Consider the following 15,975-nt stretch of genomic DNA (forward strand, 5'->3'; position numbering starts at 1 on the left):
GGTCGGGGCTCTTCTCGATCTTTTGCCTGAGCTGCCGGACATAGACCCTGAGATACTGCACATCGGTCGAATCGCCCCAGACCTGCTTCAAAAGGAAATGATGGGTCAGCACCTTGCCGGCGTGCTGCACCAGCATGCGCAGGATGTCGTATTCCTTCGGCGACAGCTTTACCTCCTTGCCCTCGACCTTGACGATGCGCTTGACCAGGTCGACGCTGAGATCGCCGGTCTGGAAAATCGGCTTCTCGCCCTGTTGCTGGAACTTGTGGCGGAGCGCCACGCGAATGCGCGCCACCAGCTCGTTCATGCCGAAAGGTTTGGTGACATAGTCGTCGGCGCCGAGTTCCAGGGCCTGGACGATGCCGGCCTCGTCGGTCCGGCTGGACAGCATGACCACTGGAATGTCGAGACCATCGTCGCGCCATTTGCGCAGCAACTCATGACCGCTCATGCCGGGCAGCCCAAGGTCGAGCAGGACGAGGTCCGGCTTCTCCGCCTCCATCAGCTCGATCGCCACCTTCGCGTTCGGCGCCTCGCTGACCGCATAACCTTGACTGCCGAGCCCGACGCGCAGCAGCTTGCGGATCGGCGGCTCGTCATCGACGACCAATATCCTGACGTTCGAGTTTGTCATGCCAGGTCACCCACGTCGTGGTCGTCGGTATTCGAAGCGTCGAAATTGGGCGGATTTGCCGGCCTGGGCATTTTGATGGTGAACACCGCGCCCGAACCGTCGGTCCGGTTTGCCGCCATGATGGTGCCACCCATCGCTTCGACGAAGCCGCGGCAGATCGACAGGCCGAGCCCCGTACCGGCGCGGATCTGGTCGCCCTTGCGCACTCGATAGAACGTGTCGAAAATCCGTTCCAGATCGCCGGGAGGAATGCCTGGCCCTTCATCCATGATTTGCAGCAGGACGGAGCCATTGTCGGTCCAACCCTGCATGCGAATCGTCGAGCTTGCCGGGGCATATTTCGCCGCATTGTCGAGAAGATTGAACAACGCTTGCTCGAACAGCACCGGGTCGACCTTCAACATCGGCAAATCCTTGGGGATGTCGGTCTCGATCTTGTGCTCGCCAATGATTTTCCTGGCCCTTTGCAAGGCGGAGCCGACGATGTCGCCGACATAGTGAAAGGCGTAGTTCGGCTCCATCGCGCCGGACTCGATCTTGGTCATGTCGAGCAGATTGGCGATGAAGCGGTTCAACCGCTCGGATTCGTCGAGCACCGTCGACAGCAGTTCGGCCCGGTCCGGTTCGGGAAGCGCTGCTGAAAAATCCCGCAGCGTGCCGGCCGCGCCCATGATGGCGGCGAGCGGCGTTTTCAGATCATGGGAAATGGAGGTGAGCAGCGCCGAGCGCAGCCTGTCCGCCTCAGCGGCGAGCTTAGCGCGGTCGACGTCGGCAACCAGTTGTATACGCTCGATGGCGACCGCCGCCTGGTCGGCCAGTGCGTCAAGCAGCCGCTGCTGCTCGGGCGTCAGCAGCGGACCCTGCTTGTCGTTGTCGAGGCCGACGACCCCGATGGCCGTGCGCCCCGTCCGCAAGGGCAAATAGAGGCGCTTGGCGCCCGGAAGCGTGTCGGCGCCACGACCCGCCGCACGATTGTGCTCCCAGGCCCAGCGGGCGGCGGCGATGTCGGCCTCGGCCAGCGTGTCGTCGGGCGGATAGCCGGCCTTGACGGTGATGGTCCCGTCTTCCGGCAAAAGCAGCACAACCCGCAGCTTCAGCATCGAGGCGATCTGGAAGGCCGTGGCCCAAAGGACGTCGTCGAGCGTGCCGGCGCCGGCGAGCTTCTTTGAAAAGAGGTAGATGTCTTCCGTGGCCCGCGCCCGCGAGCGGGCGGCGACCGCCTGGCGCTGCACGCGCGCCGTCAGATTGCTGGCGATGACCGCAACGACGAGAAAGACGCCAAGCGCGACGATGCTCTCCGGATCCCGGATCGTCAGCGTGTAACGAGGCTCCAGGAAGAAATAATTGAAAGCAAGGGCGCTGGCGAAACAAGCGTACAGAGCCGGCCACAGACCGCCGGTTACCGCCGATGCCAGTACGCCGATGAGAAGAATGATCGCCAGGTTGCGAACGTCGAGAAACTGGTCGAGAACGACGGCGAAGGCGAGCGAACCGATGACAAAGGCCGTGGCCTTGAGATAGGGCCAGATCTCGAACTGCCACTGCTCGTCCGCCGCCTTGACACTCCTCGACGTCACCTCGGCATTGCGTTCGGTTCCTGAAATGACATGGACGCTGATGTCGCCGGCATTGCGGATGAGATCGTAGGTGAGCGAACCTTCGATCAATTCCCGCCAGCGCGACCGGGTCGGCCTGCCGACCACGATATGGGTGAAATTGTTCGCCGTCGCATGGCGAACAATGTCCTGCGCGATGTTCTGACCGGGAATGGTGGTCACCTCGGCGCCGAGCTGTTCGGCAAGCCGCAGGTTCGTAGCCAGCCGATCCTTGTCCGCTTCGGGCATGCTGGCCGAGCGAGGGCTGTCGACATGCAGCGCCGTCCACGGGGCACGGAGCCGGTCTGCCAGCCTGCGCGCATAGCGAATACGCGCCGCCCCGCCCGGACGTGCGTCGACGCAGACGAGAACCCTTTCCCCCGCGGCCCACGGTCCGGGAATGGCGTGGGCCTGCATATGGATCAGCAACTGGTCGTCGACGCGCTGCGCGGTGCGCCGCAGCGCCAGTTCCCTGAGCGCCGTCAGATTGCCCGGCGAGAAATAGTTCTCGATCGCGCGCTGCGCGGTGTTGGGGAAATAGACCTTGCCTTCCTCAAGCCGCTTGATCAGGTCGTCGGGGGTGAGATCGATGATCTCGACATCGTCGGCCTGGTCTATGATGGAATCGGGGACCGTCTCGCGAACCCTGACCTTGGTGATCTGGGCGACGACGTCGTTCAGGCTTTCGACATGCTGGATGTTGAGCGTCGTATAGACGTCGATGCCGTGCGTCAGGATTTCCTGGACGTCGAGATAGCGCTTGGGATGGCGGCTGCCGGGCGCATTGGTGTGGGCGAGTTCGTCGATGAGAACCAGCGCCGGGCGCCGGGCGAGGATGGCGTCGATATCCATCTCGTCGAGGATGCGCCCCTTGTAGTCGACCTTGCGGCGGGGAATGACCTCATAACCCTCGACCAGGGCCAGTGTCTCCTTGCGCCCATGCGTCTCGACGACACCGATCACCACATCCACGCCGTCGGTCAGCCTGGCGCGGCCCGACATCAGCATCTCGTAGGTCTTGCCTACGCCGGGAGCGGCACCCAGGAATATCCGCAGCCGGCCGCGACCTTCCCGCTCGGCATGGTCAAGCAGTGCGTCGGGAGAAGGTCTGGCGTCGTTGCTTCTGTCGTCCGGCATCGGGATCGATCATGGATGGCGCCGGGGATACTGTCGATCCCCGGCCCGCACCATTCACTGTTTCGCGGCGTCCAGCGCAAGGTTGAGACCGAGCACATTGACCACCGGTTCGCCCATGAAGCCAAGCTCCCTGCCCTCGACTTGGGCATCGACAAGCGCCTTGACCTTGGCTTCATCGATCCCCCTGGCCTTGGCCACCCGGGCGACCTGGAAGTAGGCGGCTTCCGGGCTGATGTCGGGATCGAGGCCGCTGCCGGACGTCGTCACCAGATCCATCGGCACGGGCTGGTTCGGGTTTTCCGCTTTCAGCTTCTCGGCGTCCCCCTTGATGCGGTCGATCAGCTTGGGATTGGTCGGGCCGAGATTGCTGCCGCTCGAGGCGGCGGCGTTGTAGCCGTCGCCGGCAGCCGAGGGGCGGCCGTGGAAATACCTGTCGCTGGCAAAGTCCTGGCCGATCAGTTCGGAGCCGATGACCTTGCCATCCTTCTCGATCAGGCTGCCATTGGCCTGGCGCGGGAAGATCGCCTGGGCGATGCCGGTCATGCCCAAGGGATAGATCAGGCCGGTCAGGACCGTGAAGAAGACGATCATGATGATCGCGGGTCTTATCTGTTTGAACATGAGCGTAATTCCTTAAACAAGGCCAAGCGCGGTGACGATCATGTCGATCGCCTTGATGCCTACGAAAGGCACGATGAGGCCGCCGAGGCCGTAGACGAGAAGATTACGGCTGAGCAGCGCGCCGGCGCCGATGGCGCGATATTTGACGCCTCTCAGCGACAGCGGGATCAGCGCGATGATGATCAGCGCGTTGAAGATGATGGCCGACAGGATGGCGCTTTGCGGCGTCGCCAGATGCATGACGTTGAGTGCCTGCAGCGGGCCGGTCGTCTGTCCCGGTGCGACGTAGAAGACGGCGAACATCGCCGGAATGATGGCGAAATACTTGGCCACGTCGTTGGCGATCGAGAAGGTCGTCAGCGAACCTCGCGTCATCAAGAGCGCCTTGCCGATCTCGACGATCTCGATGAGCTTGGTCGGATCGCTGTCGAGATCGATCATGTTGCCGGCCTCGCGGGCGGCAACCGTGCCGGTGTTCATGGCGACGCCGACATCGGCTTGTGCAAGGGCGGGTGCATCGTTGGTGCCGTCGCCGCACATGGCCACCAGCTTACCCTTGGCCTGTTCGTCGCGGATCAGCTTCAGCTTGTCCTCCGGTGTGGCCTGCGCGAGGAAGTCGTCGACGCCGGCTTCCGCGGCGATCGCCGCCGCCGTCATCGGGTTGTCACCGGTGATCATCACCGTGCGGATGCCCATGCGGCGCAGTTCGGTGAAACGCTCGCTGATGCCGCCCTTGACGATGTCCTTGAGGTGGATGACGCCGAGCAGGCGCCCGTCGCGTTCGACCGCCAGCGGCGTGCCGCCGGACTTGGCGATCTCGTCGGCGATGGACTGGAGATCGCGGATGGATTCGCTGCTTGGGCGCGTGCCATGGGCGGCGGCTGCCGACTGGTTGACATGGGCAAGCACGGAATCGACGGCGCCCTTGCGCACCGATGAACCATCGATGTCGACGCCGCTCATACGGGTCTGCGCTGTGAAGGGCACGAAAGTGGCGTGCAGCGTTGCCATGTCGCGGGCGCGGATGGCGTATTTCTCCTTGGCCAGCACGACGATCGAGCGGCCTTCCGGCGTCTCGTCGGCGAGCGAGGCTAGCTGAGCCGCGTCGGCCAGTTCCTGTTCGGTGACGCCCTTGACCGGGCGAAACTGCGTCGCCTGGCGGTTGCCGAGTGTGATCGTGCCGGTCTTGTCGAGCAGCAGCGTGTCGACGTCGCCTGCGGCTTCCACGGCGCGGCCCGACATGGCCAGCACGTTGAATCGCACCAGACGGTCCATACCGGCGATGCCGATGGCCGAAAGCAGCGCGCCGATCGTGGTCGGGATCAAGGTGACGAACAGCGCCACCAGAACGGTCACCGAGATATAGCCGCCCGAGTAGGAGGCAAAACTCGGGATCGTCGCGGTGGCCAGCACGAAGATCAGCGTCATGCCGACGAGCAGGATGTTGAGCGCGATCTCGTTCGGCGTCTTCTGGCGCTCGGCACCTTCGACCAGCGAGATCATGCGGTCGAGGAAGGTATGGCCGGAGGCGGCGGTGATGCGGACGCGGACCCAGTCCGACAGCACCTGGGTGCCACCGGTGACCGCCGAACGGTCGCCACCGGATTCGCGGATGACCGGCGCCGATTCGCCTGTTATCGCCGCCTCATTGACCGACGCGACGCCCTCGACAACTTCGCCGTCCGACGGGATGATGTCGCCGGCCTCGACCAGGACGGCATCGCCGACCTTGAGGCTGGTGCCGGGCACGAGTTTGTATTTGGTGCGGTCCTCACCGGTCAAGAGCTTGGCCTGGGTCTCGGTGCGTGCCTTGCGCAGCGAATCCGCCTGCGCCTTGCCGCGGCCTTCTGCGACCGCTTCGGCGAAGTTGGCGAACAGCACGGTGAACCAAAGCCAGATGATGATCTGCAGCGTAAAGCCGAGATTGCCGCCTCCGGTGACCAGGTCCTTCACGAACAGCACCGTGGTGAGCGCCGAGACGACGGCAACGACGAACATCACCGGGTTCCTGGCCAGCGTGCGCGGATCGAGCTTGCGGAAGGCGCCGCCAATGGCGGGAACCAGGATGCGTGCATCCATGATGCTTGCTGATTTCGAGTTGCTCATTTTGAAGCTCCGGCTTCGGTGTTGTTGGACGGCACCCGATGATTGGATGCCGAAAGGAAATGCGGCGGCCCGTAGGCCAGCAGCCAGAGGACGAGCATGACTGCCGCAAGGCCGAGAAACGTCGACAGGGTCGGGAAAGGAGGAGGTCTCTCCTCCTTTCGGTGATCGTCCCTGTGGCCGACCTTGCGGCGCATAGCATTGAACCAGGACATGTCGGTCTCAGAAGGTCTGCCCGTGAGCCATCGCCAGGTGCTCGATGATCGGCCCTACGGCGAGCGCCGGGAAGAAGGTGAGGCCACCGACGATCAGGATGACGCCGACCAGCAGCCCGACGAACAGAGGGCCATCGGTCGGGAAGGTGCCGGCGGAAGCCGGAACCGTTTTCTTCGCCACCAGCGAGCCGGCAATGGCCAGCGCCGGGATGATGACCAGGAAGCGGCCCATCAGCATGCCGATGCCGATCGTGATGTTGTACCAGGGCGTGTTGCCGCTGAGGCCGCCAAAGGCCGAACCGTTGTTGGCCGCCGCCGAAGTGTAGGCATACAGAACCTCGGAGAAGCCGTGCGGGCCGGCATTGCCCATCGACGCCACGCCGGTCGGCAGCACGACGGCGATGGCCGTGAAGATCAGCATCGCCAGCGGCAGGCACAGTATGGCCAGCATAGCCATCTTGACCTCCTTGGCCTCGATCTTCTTGCCCAGATACTCGGGCGTGCGGCCAACCATCAGGCCGGCGACGAAGACGGCAACGACGATGTACATCAGGATGCCGTAGAGACCCGCGCCGACACCGCCGACGATAACTTCGCCAAGCTGCATGTTGATGATCGGGATCATGCCGCCGAGCGCGGTGAAGGAGCCGTGCATGGCGTTGACGGCGCCGCAGGAAGCGGCCGTGGTGATGACGGCAAACAGCGCCGACAGGGCGATGCCGAAGCGGCTCTCCTTGCCCTCCATGTTACCGCCGTCGATGCCCAGCGCATGCACCAGCGGGTTGCCGGCGGCTTCCGCCCAGTAGCAGATGGCGACACCGGCGATGAACATGACGCCCATGGCCGAGAGGATCGCCCAGCCCTGGCGCTGGTTGCCGATCATGCGGCCGAAGACATTGGTCAAGGCGGCGCCGATGGCGAAGATCGACACCATCTGGATCAGGTTGGAGATCGCGTCGGGGTTCTCGAACGGGTGCGCGGCATTGGCGTTGAAGAAACCGCCGCCATTGGTGCCGAGCATCTTGATGGCCACCTGCGAAGCGACCGGGCCGACGGCGATGGTCTGCTGCGCGCCTTCCAGCGTCGTGGCGTTGACGTAGGCGCCGAGCGTCTGCGGCATGCCGAGCCAGACATAGACCAGCGTCAGCACGATGCAGAACGGCAGCAGCAGATAGAGTGTGGAGCGGGTCATATCGACCCAGAAATTGCCGATCGACTTGCCGGACGCCCGGGCAAAGCCGCGGATCAGCGCAATGGCGATGGCAATGCCGGTGGCCGCCGAAACGAAGTTCTGCACCGTCAGCCCGGCCATCTGCACGAGATAGGACATCGTGCTCTCGCCACCATAGTTCTGCCAGTTGGTATTGGTCATGAAGCTGGCGGCGGTGTTGAAGGCCAACCCTGGTTCAACCGCTGTCATGCCGGCAGGGTTGTAAGGCAGGCTGCCCTGCAGACGCTGCAGCGCATAAAGCACCAGGAAGCCGGCGAGATTGAAGAGCAGCAGGGCGACCGCGTAGGTGGTCCAGTGCTGTTCCTCGCGTTCGCTGGTTCCGCAAATACGATAAAGCCCACGCTCAAGCGGGCGAAGGACCGGCGAAAGCAGCGTGCGGTCGCCGTTGAAGACGCGGTGCATGTAGCCGCCGAGCGGCTTCACCAGCAAAACGACGATCCCGCAATAGACCAGGATCTGTATCCAACCGTTCAGTGTCATGGGTGTGGCTTTCCGTGCCTTCAGAAGCGTTCTGGACGAACGAGGGCGTATGTCAGGTAGGCGAGCAGGAACAGCGTAACGCCGCCACCGAGAATATAGTCGACGATCATTTTTTCAGCCTCGCTCTAGAGCGCGTCACAAGATTTTATGTAGGCGAAACAAAGGGCAAAGAACAAAATTCCGATTCCGATAACGGCCATATCCATTGTGTTTATTCCTTTTTTTCTTTTGTACTTTGCGGATTTGACAGGAGAGTTCGCAATATCTCGAAAGTCCCGTCGCACCTTTGGCGACGGAACCGGTTGTATTTTCTGAAAGGAATATGGACCCGATCGCCATAAAGGTTCGAGACGGGGCGCAGTGGAAAGAAATAGGAATTTCATAAAGATTTTTGCGCGGGCTCTTCCCGACACTCCACGCAGGGATTGTCGCCCAAGACACACGGCTACAGGATTGCGATTTCCTTGCGAGCTGCCGGAAACGCGAAAGCCCGGCTGAGGGCCAGCCGGGCTTTCTATGGTGGTGTGGCTTTAGCCGCCACGGAGAACATCAATCTTCAGGCGGCGTAGCCGCCATAGCCACGCGCAACGGCGTGCACGCCCGCCACCGGCTCGAGGTCCGGCCACAGGATGCCGGCGGCTTGCGCGAATTCGAGCAACGCCCGACGCGCCTGCTCGACGCTCACATAACCTGGAACGGCCAGATCACATGTCTCCACCGCGTTTCGGTAAAGCGGGCCGCGGCGGGAGGTCGTCCAATTGGTGAGGAAATCGTGCATTTCGGCCAGCGAGGCAATCTCGCGCTTGAAGCCGAGGCCGACCGACAGTGCGACCGGTGAATGAAACAGCTTGTCGTGCATGAAGCGGGCTCCTGGTTTTTCGCGCGCTTGGAGAGATATCCGGGCGGGTCCGCGAACGGGACGCCGTGAAACGCGCAATGAGGCCGGAGGTTCCAGCTTGGGACTTGGCGATTTTTTTGATTGTGCCTGGTCGGCGAAGTTATCAATTCGCAGCGCAACGATCGCGTGCCGGACGCTCAACGGCTCCGCAGCCCCCTTGGCGACGGCAGGCTCTCCAAAATCCCGAAGGAGCCATCGAGATCGCTTGCCGCCTTGAGGCTCACGCCTTCTTCACGAACTCGGTCTTGAGCACCAGGCCTTTCACTTGCTTGGTGTTGCATTCGATCTCGCCGGGATTGCCGTTCAGGCGGATGGCCTTCACCAACGTGCCGCGCTTGATCGTCTCCGAAGTGCCTTTGACTTTGAGGTCTTTGATCAGCGTTACGGAATCACCGTCATTCAATTGAGCGCCATTGCTGTCGCGCACGATTACATCGTTCGGCATGCCATCTCCTGTGATTTGGATCCCACTACCAGATCAGATGAGAATCCCAAAACCGATGACGACCGGCAACCGTCAATTTCAGGGGGCCCATCTGCTGGGCGGCGTGAACATGTGCGACGAGAAGACGCTCAGCACGTAAATGCCTAAGTCTTCGACGCCCAAGGTGGATGAACGCTTGGGGGAAGTCCGGCATCGTCTGCAGGTACCGCTGCCAGATCTGATCCATGACCGTGGTCGGCGTGGCACATCGAAGCCGGCGCCGCCGACAACCTCCTCGATCTCCGCCACCACGCGTGAATCCGTCGCCTGCCGCATCTCGGCTTCCGCTCTGCGCCATCGAGCGGATTGGCAGCTACGCCTGTTTGTCGTCCGGATGGCCAAGCTCGCAGAACCACCCGCCCAGATACTTCACCGATGGCGCCTTGGGATCCGGAACCTGCGTTTTCGCCTCGACCGCGGCGCGGAACGGCTCGGCACTATCCTGCGGAGAAAACCCCAGATGGTTGGCGCCGCTGTTGTCGACCGTTTTCACCTTGTTGTCGGAAAGGCCGAAGGAGATCGTATGGCCGACGCGCGGCGCGGTGAGAGCTGCCTCGACCAGACGCACACAATCGGCGAAGGAGAGGTATGACCACAGCATGCGACGGTCCGCCGGTTCGGGGAAGGACGAAAAGATGCGCAGGCACGCCGTCTCGATGCCGAACTTGTCCCAGTAAAGCCGGCTCAGGCTCTCGACGAAGTTCTTCGACACGCCATAGAGGCTGTCGGGACGCACCGGCGCGTCGACGCCGATATGCGCCTCGACCTCGTGATAGCCGACGGCATGCACGGAGGAGGCATAGATGACTCGTTTCACCCCGTGTTTCCGGGCGCCCTCGTAGATGTGATAGGAGCCGCGGATGCTGGAATCCAGGATGGTTTGCCATTCGCATTCGAGTGGTGCGCCGCCGAAATGCACGATCGCGTCGCAATCCTTGGTGGCGGCAATCGTCGCCTCCATATCGGCGAGGTCGAAGACCGCTTCTTCCTCGTGTGGAGCAAGATCGCCGAACGGTTCGCGGCCGGCCAGGCGGATCGTTTTTGCCAGCGGCACCAGCCCCTTTCGCAGTTCCGAACCGAGGCGGCCGGCCGCGCCGGTGATCAGGATGCGTTCGTAATGCGGCATGATTTACTCCACTTGCGCGACGGCGGCGTTGATGCGCGCGATCGCTTCGGTCAGCACCTCTTCGCCGGTCGCGGTCGAGATGCGGAAATAGGGGGAAAGTCCATAGGCGGCGCCCGGCACCGAGGCCACGCGCCCTTCGTTCAGGAGATAATTCGCCACTGCCGTGTCGTCCTCAAGCACGACGCCTTTTGGGGTCCTGCGGCCGATCAGGCTGGCGCAGCCGATATAGGCATAGAAGGCGCCTTCCGGTGGCGAAAGCGTAAGACCGTTGATCCGCCTGATGCCGTCGACGACAAGGTCGCGGCGCGCCTCGAACGCCTGCCGAAAGCGTGCCACCTCGTCCTGGGGGCCGTTGAGCGCGGCCACCGTCGCCGCTTGCGCGATCGAGCAGACGGACGTGCAGGACTGGCTCTGGATGATCGCCATCGCCCGGGTGAGCGGCGCCGGCCCGGCGGCATAGCCGACACGCCACCCGGTCATCGCATAGGATTTGGAGACGCCGTTGACGATCAGGGTGCGGTCCCTGAGTTCCGGGCAAGCCTTGCCGAAGGAGACGAAGTCGCGTCCGTCGAACAGGATGTGCTCGTAAATCTCGTCGGAAAGCACCAGCACCTGCGGATGCCTTGCCAAAACCGCTCCGAGTGCCCGCAGGTCCGATTGCGAATATATGGCGCCGGAGGGATTGCCTGGCATGTTGAGGAACAGCCATTTCGTCCTTGGCGTGATGGCTTTTTCCAGCAACTCCGGCGTCAGCCGGAAGCCCGAAGTTTCCGGGCACTCGATAACGACAGGCGTGCCGCCGAGCAGCTTCACCATCTCGGGATAGGAGACGAAGTAGGGCGCCGGCAGGATCGCTTCGTCACCAGACTCCAGCGTCGCCATCAGCGCGTTGAAGATGATCTGCTTGGCGCCATTGGCCACGACGACGTCGTCCGCCGTGTAGTCCAGTCCGTTTTCGCGGCGGAACTTGCCGGCCACGGCTTCGCGCACCTCGGCCGTGCCGGCGGCACCCGTGTATAGCGTCTGGCCGGCCTTCGCGGCGAAATGCGCCGCTTCGATGATGTGGCTCGGTGTCGGGAAATCCGGCTCGCCCAGGCCAAGATCGATCACATCGACGCCCTTGGCGCGCAGGGCCTTGGCTGCTTGCGAAGCAGCCATGGACGCCGAAGGCTTCACCGCAGACAGGCGCGAGGCAATGTAGCTCATTTGCCGTTCTCCGAAATGTATTCCTTGGAGCGGTCGTTCGCCCGCGCCTCGATGCTGCGCTTGGACGGATCGCCATAGCCGCCGCCGCCCGGCAATTGGAGGATCAGCCGACGGCCGGCCGGAACATGCTGCCAGCCTTTGGGTCGCATCTGCGTGCCATCGTCCAGCCTGACCACGCCGGCCACTCCAGGCCCGCCGCCGTTGCGCCCATGGGCGGGATGATTGACGCGGTCGAACATGGCCGAGAAGTCGAATTCATGGCCCTCGATCGCCTCGATTTCGATAACCTGCCCGAGCCCGCCGCGGAACTCGCCGTCGCCGCCGGAATCGGGCCGCAGCTCCTTGCGCCAGATGACGATCGGGCCGGTGTGCTCCGTTGCCTCGATCGGCATCGTATGGACGCCGGAGGGGAAGGCCGTCGCCGACAGTCCGTCGAGGCCGGGGCGCGCGCCCATGCCGCCGGAATTGAACATCAGCACCTCGGCGCGGCGGCCTGAACCGCCGGAGACCGGCCGAACCGAGATATGGATGTTCCACAGTGCGCCGGCGCCCTCGGCAAGGATCTTGCCGGGCATCGCCTTGGCGATCGCGCCGAGCACCAGATCGGGAACCATATGGCCGAAGATGTGCCTGAGCGCCACCGGCGCCGGCCGCACGGCGTTCAGGATGTTGACCGGAGACGACACGGTGAAGAAGGCGAGCGACGCGGCATTGTTAGGAATATCGGGCGCCACCACGCATTTCAACGCGTAGCAGGCATAGGCCTTGCTGTAGATGATCGGGCAGTTGATGCCCCATCGGCTCATCGGGTCGGTACCGGTGAAATCGACCTCGACGCCGGCGTCCCGAACCGTGACGGTCGCCGCAAGTTTCACCGGCTCGTCGTAGCCGTCGGTCACCAGCGCGTTCGACCAGCTGCCTTTGGGCATCGCCTTGATGCGTTCGACCATGGCGTCGCGGGTGCGCGAGAAGATGAACTCGCCAAGCCCGTCCAGCGATGCCAGGCCGATCTCCTTCATCATGTCGACGAGGCGTCGGTGGCCGACTTCGTTGCAGGCGGCGAGTGAATAGAAATCGCCGACGACCTGGTTCGGCTCGCGGACGTTGGCGCGCAGGATCCTGACGAGATCGAGATTGACCTTGCCCTTCTCCGCGAACTTCATGATCGGGATCTGGATGCCTTCCTCGTAGACCGACTTGCCGTCAGCGCCGAAGCCGCGCCCACCGACATCGACCACATGCGCCGTGCAGGCGAAGAACGCAACCAGTTCGCCGTTCAGGAACGACGGCGACACCATGGTGATGTCGTGCAGGTGGCCCGTGCCCAACCATGGGTCATTGGTGACGTAGGTGTCGCCCTCGAACATGGTTTCGCGCGGGATTTCGTTCATGAAATGCAGCACCGCCTCGGCCATGGTGTTGACATGGCCGGGCGTTCCCGTCACCGCCTGTGCCAGCATCTGGCCGCGGGGATCGAACACGCCCGCCGACAGGTCGCCTGACTCGCGCACCGATGTCGAGAAAGCCGTGCGCAGCAAGGTGAGGGCCTGCTCCTCGACCACCGAGATCAACCGGTTCCACATGACCTGCATGCGGATTTCACTGATGTCGCTCATGCCTGGCTGCCTTTGCGGATCAGAAGGATCGCGCCGTCGCTCTGGATGACGGCGTCGAAGCTCGTGGTGACGACGGTGGATGTCTCACGTTCGACGATGATGACCGGGCCCACCACCCGATCGCCGGTGCACAGCCCCTCCCGTTCGACGATGCCATAGGTCCGCGGCGCACCGCTGGCCGGATCGAACACCGCGCGGCTTGTTGCCGGCTGAGTGGTCCGCTTGCCGGTGATCAGCTCGTGCCTGGCGACAGCAGGCCGGACATCCGTCGCCTTCACGGACCAGGTGACGATCTCGATCTCCAGGCCGCCAAGTCCTTCGATGGCGCGGCCGAAGAAGCGTTGGTAATTCGCCTGGAACAAATCCTCGAGCGTGGTTGCGGCATCCTTGCCGAACGGCTCGTCCGGCAGCGGCACGGGGATTTCCCAGCCCTGGCCGGCGTAGCGCATGAAGGCGGTGATTTCGCATGTGATCGCACCGTTGGCCCCTGCCCGCACGAAGCTTTCGGCTGACACTTTGAGGTCGTCGAGCAAAGCATTGGCCTCGGCCGGCTTGAACTGCGACAGCCGCGTCAGCCGGGATGCCAGGGCTTCGTAGCCGAACGGAGCCTTGAGGAAGCCGATCGCCGACCCGACGCCCGCGCCCTTGGGGACGATGCACTGGTCGATGCCGAGTTTCTCGCAAAGCCTTGCGGCGTGAAGCGGGGCCGCGCCACCGAAGGCGATCATCACGTTGTCGGAAATGTTTTTGCCGTTTTCGACGGCATGGACGCGGGCGGCATTGGCCATGTTCTCGTCCACCACCTCGCAGATGCCGAAGGCCGTCGCCATGGCATCGAGCGACAGGCGTTCGCCGACATCGCGCAGGATCGCCTGTTCGGATGCGGGCGAGTCCAGCCTGATGGCGCCGCCAGCGAAATTGTCGGGATCGAGCTTGCCGAGCACCAGGTCGGCATCTGTGATGGCCGGGCGCCTGCCGCCGCGGCCGTAGCAGGCCGGGCCAGGTTCCGATCCGGCACTTTCGGGACCGGTCTGGATGCGGCCCATGGCGTCGACCCAGGCGATCGAGCCGCCGCCGGCGCCGATCTCGATCATCTCGATCACGGGAATGGAGATCGGCATGCCGGAACCTTTGCAGAAGCGATAGGTACGCGCCACTTCGAAGGTTCTGGCGGTGCGCGGCGCATAATCCTCGATCAGGCAGATCTTTGCAGTGGTGCCGCCCATGTCATAGGAGACGACCTTTTCCAGGCCGAATCGCCTGGCGATGTCAGCGGCGAAGATGGCGCCGCCGGCCGGGCCGGACTCAACGAGGCGCACGGGAAATTCCGAGGCCGTCTCCACCGAGATCAGACCGCCGCCCGAATGGATCATGAAGACCGGGCACTCGGCGCCCATCTCCTTCAAGCGGGTCTGGAAACGCGCGAGATAGTCCGCCATCTGCGGCCGCACATAGGCGTTGGCGCAGACCGTGTTGAAGCGTTCGAACTCGCGCATCTGCGGCGAGACTTCGGCGCTGATCGAAATCGGGATGGTAAGCTTGCGGGACAGGATAGCGCGTGCCCGGCGCTCATGATCAGGGTTGGTGTAGGCATGGATGAAGCCGATCGCCACGGAGCCGAAGCCGCCGGCCGCGATCCGGTCGGCAATGCCTTCCAGGGCGGCTTCGTCGAGCGGTTGAAGCTCCTGGCCTTCCGCACCGATCCGGCCCTTTACCGTGAAACGGTGCTCGCGCGGGATTAGCGGCGCCGGCAGCTGCAGGTCGAGGTCATACTGCTCGAAACGGTTTTCGGTGCGCATCTCGATGACATCGCGGAACCCTTCGGTGGTGACCAGCGCGGTCTTGGCGCCACGGCGTTCGATGAGCGCATTCGTCGCCAGCGTCGTGCCGTGGATGATGATGCCGATCTCGGCAAGCGCGATGCCGGCATCGCGCGTGACGACGGCAATGCCGTCCAGGATCGCCTGCTCGGGCGCCGCGTAATTGGTCAACACCTTGGTGGAGAAGATCGTTCCCCTGAGGTCGAGCGCGACGTCGGTGAACGTGCCGCCGATGTCCGCGCCGAGACGGATGTCGTCTTTGGAGGTCATGCCTTGGCCTTCTGGGAAGCGAGCGCGGCGTCACGCATCTGGGAAAGGGTCTGTCGGGGCGTCAGCGCTTCGGGAGATATGGCGATGTCGAGGACCGCTCCCGTCACGGATCCGAGCGCCCGATCGAACGCCGCCGCGAAATCGCGCGTCGCCTCGACCCGCTCGGCATGGAAGCCATAGGCCTTAGCCAGTGTCACGAAATCAGGGTTTTCGAGCGACGTGCCCGAAACGCGCGCCGGATAGTGGCGCTCCTGATGGGCGCGGATCGTGCCGTAGATGCCGTTGTTGAGGATCAGCACGATCGGCTGCGCGCCAGCCTGCATGGCGGTTCCGAGTTCCTGGCAATTCATCTGGAAGTCGCCGTCGCCGGCAAAGCAGACGACCGTGCGTTCTGGAAACGCAACCTTGGCGGCAATTGCCGCCGGCAGGCCGTAGCCCATGGCGCCAGACTGCGGGGCGAGCAGCCGTGCGTCCGGCCCGAACTTGAAGAACTTGTTCGGCCAGACGGTGAAATTGCCGGCGCCGTTGGTGAGAATGAC

13 protein-coding genes are annotated in these 15,975 nt (G+C 63.4%); all 13 read right to left on the bottom strand.

Annotation, left to right across the window (positions count from 1 at the left end; all coding sequences use genetic code 11):
- Positions 1 to 634, bottom strand: a 634-nt coding sequence (locus EN749_RS14575) for a response regulator transcription factor (protein WP_145990920.1), incomplete at its 3' end; no start/stop codon positions are given.
- Entirely contained in the window at positions 631 to 3,366 is a 2,736-nt protein-coding gene (locus tag EN749_RS14580) for a sensor histidine kinase KdpD (RefSeq protein WP_128363399.1), read from the bottom strand. The genes EN749_RS14575 and EN749_RS14580, both read right to left, overlap by 4 nt.
- Positions 3,367 to 3,420: 54 nt before the next feature.
- Positions 3,421 to 3,987 (bottom strand): potassium-transporting ATPase subunit KdpC, encoded by a 567-nt coding sequence (gene kdpC / locus EN749_RS14585; RefSeq protein ID WP_128363400.1) that lies wholly within the window; start codon positions 3,985 to 3,987, stop codon positions 3,421 to 3,423.
- A 12-nt stretch (positions 3,988 to 3,999) separates the two neighbouring features.
- Complete coding sequence (kdpB, locus tag EN749_RS14590; RefSeq protein ID WP_128363401.1) at positions 4,000 to 6,093, bottom strand: potassium-transporting ATPase subunit KdpB; 2,094 nt, start codon at positions 6,091 to 6,093, stop codon at positions 4,000 to 4,002.
- Between the two features lie 219 nt (positions 6,094 to 6,312).
- Positions 6,313 to 8,016, bottom strand: a complete 1,704-nt coding sequence (kdpA, locus tag EN749_RS14600) for a potassium-transporting ATPase subunit KdpA (RefSeq protein WP_127273222.1) — start codon at positions 8,014 to 8,016, stop codon at positions 6,313 to 6,315.
- A 20-nt stretch (positions 8,017 to 8,036) separates the two neighbouring features.
- A complete protein-coding gene (locus EN749_RS14605; protein ID WP_032808122.1) occupies positions 8,037 to 8,126 on the bottom strand; it encodes a K(+)-transporting ATPase subunit F in 90 nt (29 codons plus the stop codon).
- 446 nt (positions 8,127 to 8,572) lie between these two features.
- Positions 8,573 to 8,875 (bottom strand): DUF982 domain-containing protein, encoded by a 303-nt coding sequence (locus EN749_RS14615; RefSeq protein ID WP_127269540.1) that lies wholly within the window; start codon positions 8,873 to 8,875, stop codon positions 8,573 to 8,575.
- A gap of 259 nt (positions 8,876 to 9,134) precedes the next feature.
- The gene (locus tag EN749_RS14620; RefSeq protein WP_013529641.1) at positions 9,135 to 9,359 is read right to left on the bottom strand and encodes an alkylphosphonate utilization protein; all 225 of its coding nucleotides are present in this window, start codon (positions 9,357 to 9,359) and stop codon (positions 9,135 to 9,137) included.
- Positions 9,360 to 9,711: 352 nt separating this feature from the next.
- Positions 9,712 to 10,524 (bottom strand): NAD(P)-dependent oxidoreductase, encoded by an 813-nt coding sequence (locus tag EN749_RS14625; RefSeq protein WP_127408347.1) that lies wholly within the window; start codon positions 10,522 to 10,524, stop codon positions 9,712 to 9,714.
- A 3-nt stretch (positions 10,525 to 10,527) separates the two neighbouring features.
- Positions 10,528 to 11,730, bottom strand: coding sequence for a pyridoxal phosphate-dependent aminotransferase (locus EN749_RS14630; protein WP_128363403.1), 1,203 nt, complete (start codon positions 11,728 to 11,730; stop codon positions 10,528 to 10,530).
- The gene (locus EN749_RS14635; protein WP_128363404.1) at positions 11,727 to 13,346 is read right to left on the bottom strand and encodes a hydantoinase B/oxoprolinase family protein; all 1,620 of its coding nucleotides are present in this window, start codon (positions 13,344 to 13,346) and stop codon (positions 11,727 to 11,729) included. The genes EN749_RS14630 and EN749_RS14635 overlap by 4 nt, the downstream gene beginning before the upstream one ends.
- Positions 13,343 to 15,436: a hydantoinase/oxoprolinase family protein gene (locus EN749_RS14640; protein ID WP_128363405.1), complete on the bottom strand. Its 2,094-nt coding sequence runs from the start codon at positions 15,434 to 15,436 to the stop codon at positions 13,343 to 13,345. The genes EN749_RS14635 and EN749_RS14640 overlap by 4 nt, the downstream gene beginning before the upstream one ends.
- Positions 15,433 to 15,975: thiamine pyrophosphate-dependent enzyme (locus EN749_RS14645; protein ID WP_245477110.1), on the bottom strand; the 543-nt coding region annotated here is incomplete at its 5' end. The genes EN749_RS14640 and EN749_RS14645, both read right to left, overlap by 4 nt.

Source organism: Mesorhizobium sp. M7A.F.Ca.ET.027.02.1.1 (assembly GCF_004022985.1).
Classification (GTDB): domain Bacteria; phylum Pseudomonadota; class Alphaproteobacteria; order Rhizobiales; family Rhizobiaceae; genus Mesorhizobium.

Excerpts from the sequence above, each read along its gene's own strand:
- kdpA (WP_127273222.1), bottom strand. The coding sequence starts at position 8,016 with ATGACACTGAACGGTTGGATACAGATCCTGGTCTATTGCGGGATCGTC.
- EN749_RS14630 (WP_128363403.1), bottom strand. The coding sequence starts at position 11,730 with ATGAGCTACATTGCCTCGCGCCTGTCTGCGGTGAAGCCTTCGGCGTCC.
- EN749_RS14635 (WP_128363404.1), bottom strand. The coding sequence starts at position 13,346 with ATGAGCGACATCAGTGAAATCCGCATGCAGGTCATGTGGAACCGGTTG.
- EN749_RS14580 (WP_128363399.1), bottom strand. The coding sequence starts at position 3,366 with ATGCCGGACGACAGAAGCAACGACGCCAGACCTTCTCCCGACGCACTG.
- kdpC (WP_128363400.1), bottom strand. The coding sequence starts at position 3,987 with ATGTTCAAACAGATAAGACCCGCGATCATCATGATCGTCTTCTTCACG.
- EN749_RS14615 (WP_127269540.1), bottom strand. The coding sequence starts at position 8,875 with ATGCACGACAAGCTGTTTCATTCACCGGTCGCACTGTCGGTCGGCCTC.
- EN749_RS14625 (WP_127408347.1), bottom strand. The coding sequence starts at position 10,524 with ATGCCGCATTACGAACGCATCCTGATCACCGGCGCGGCCGGCCGCCTC.
- EN749_RS14620 (WP_013529641.1), bottom strand. The coding sequence starts at position 9,359 with ATGCCGAACGATGTAATCGTGCGCGACAGCAATGGCGCTCAATTGAAT.
- kdpB (WP_128363401.1), bottom strand. The coding sequence starts at position 6,093 with ATGAGCAACTCGAAATCAGCAAGCATCATGGATGCACGCATCCTGGTT.
- EN749_RS14605 (WP_032808122.1), bottom strand. The coding sequence starts at position 8,126 with ATGATCGTCGACTATATTCTCGGTGGCGGCGTTACGCTGTTCCTGCTC.
- EN749_RS14640 (WP_128363405.1), bottom strand. The coding sequence starts at position 15,436 with ATGACCTCCAAAGACGACATCCGTCTCGGCGCGGACATCGGCGGCACG.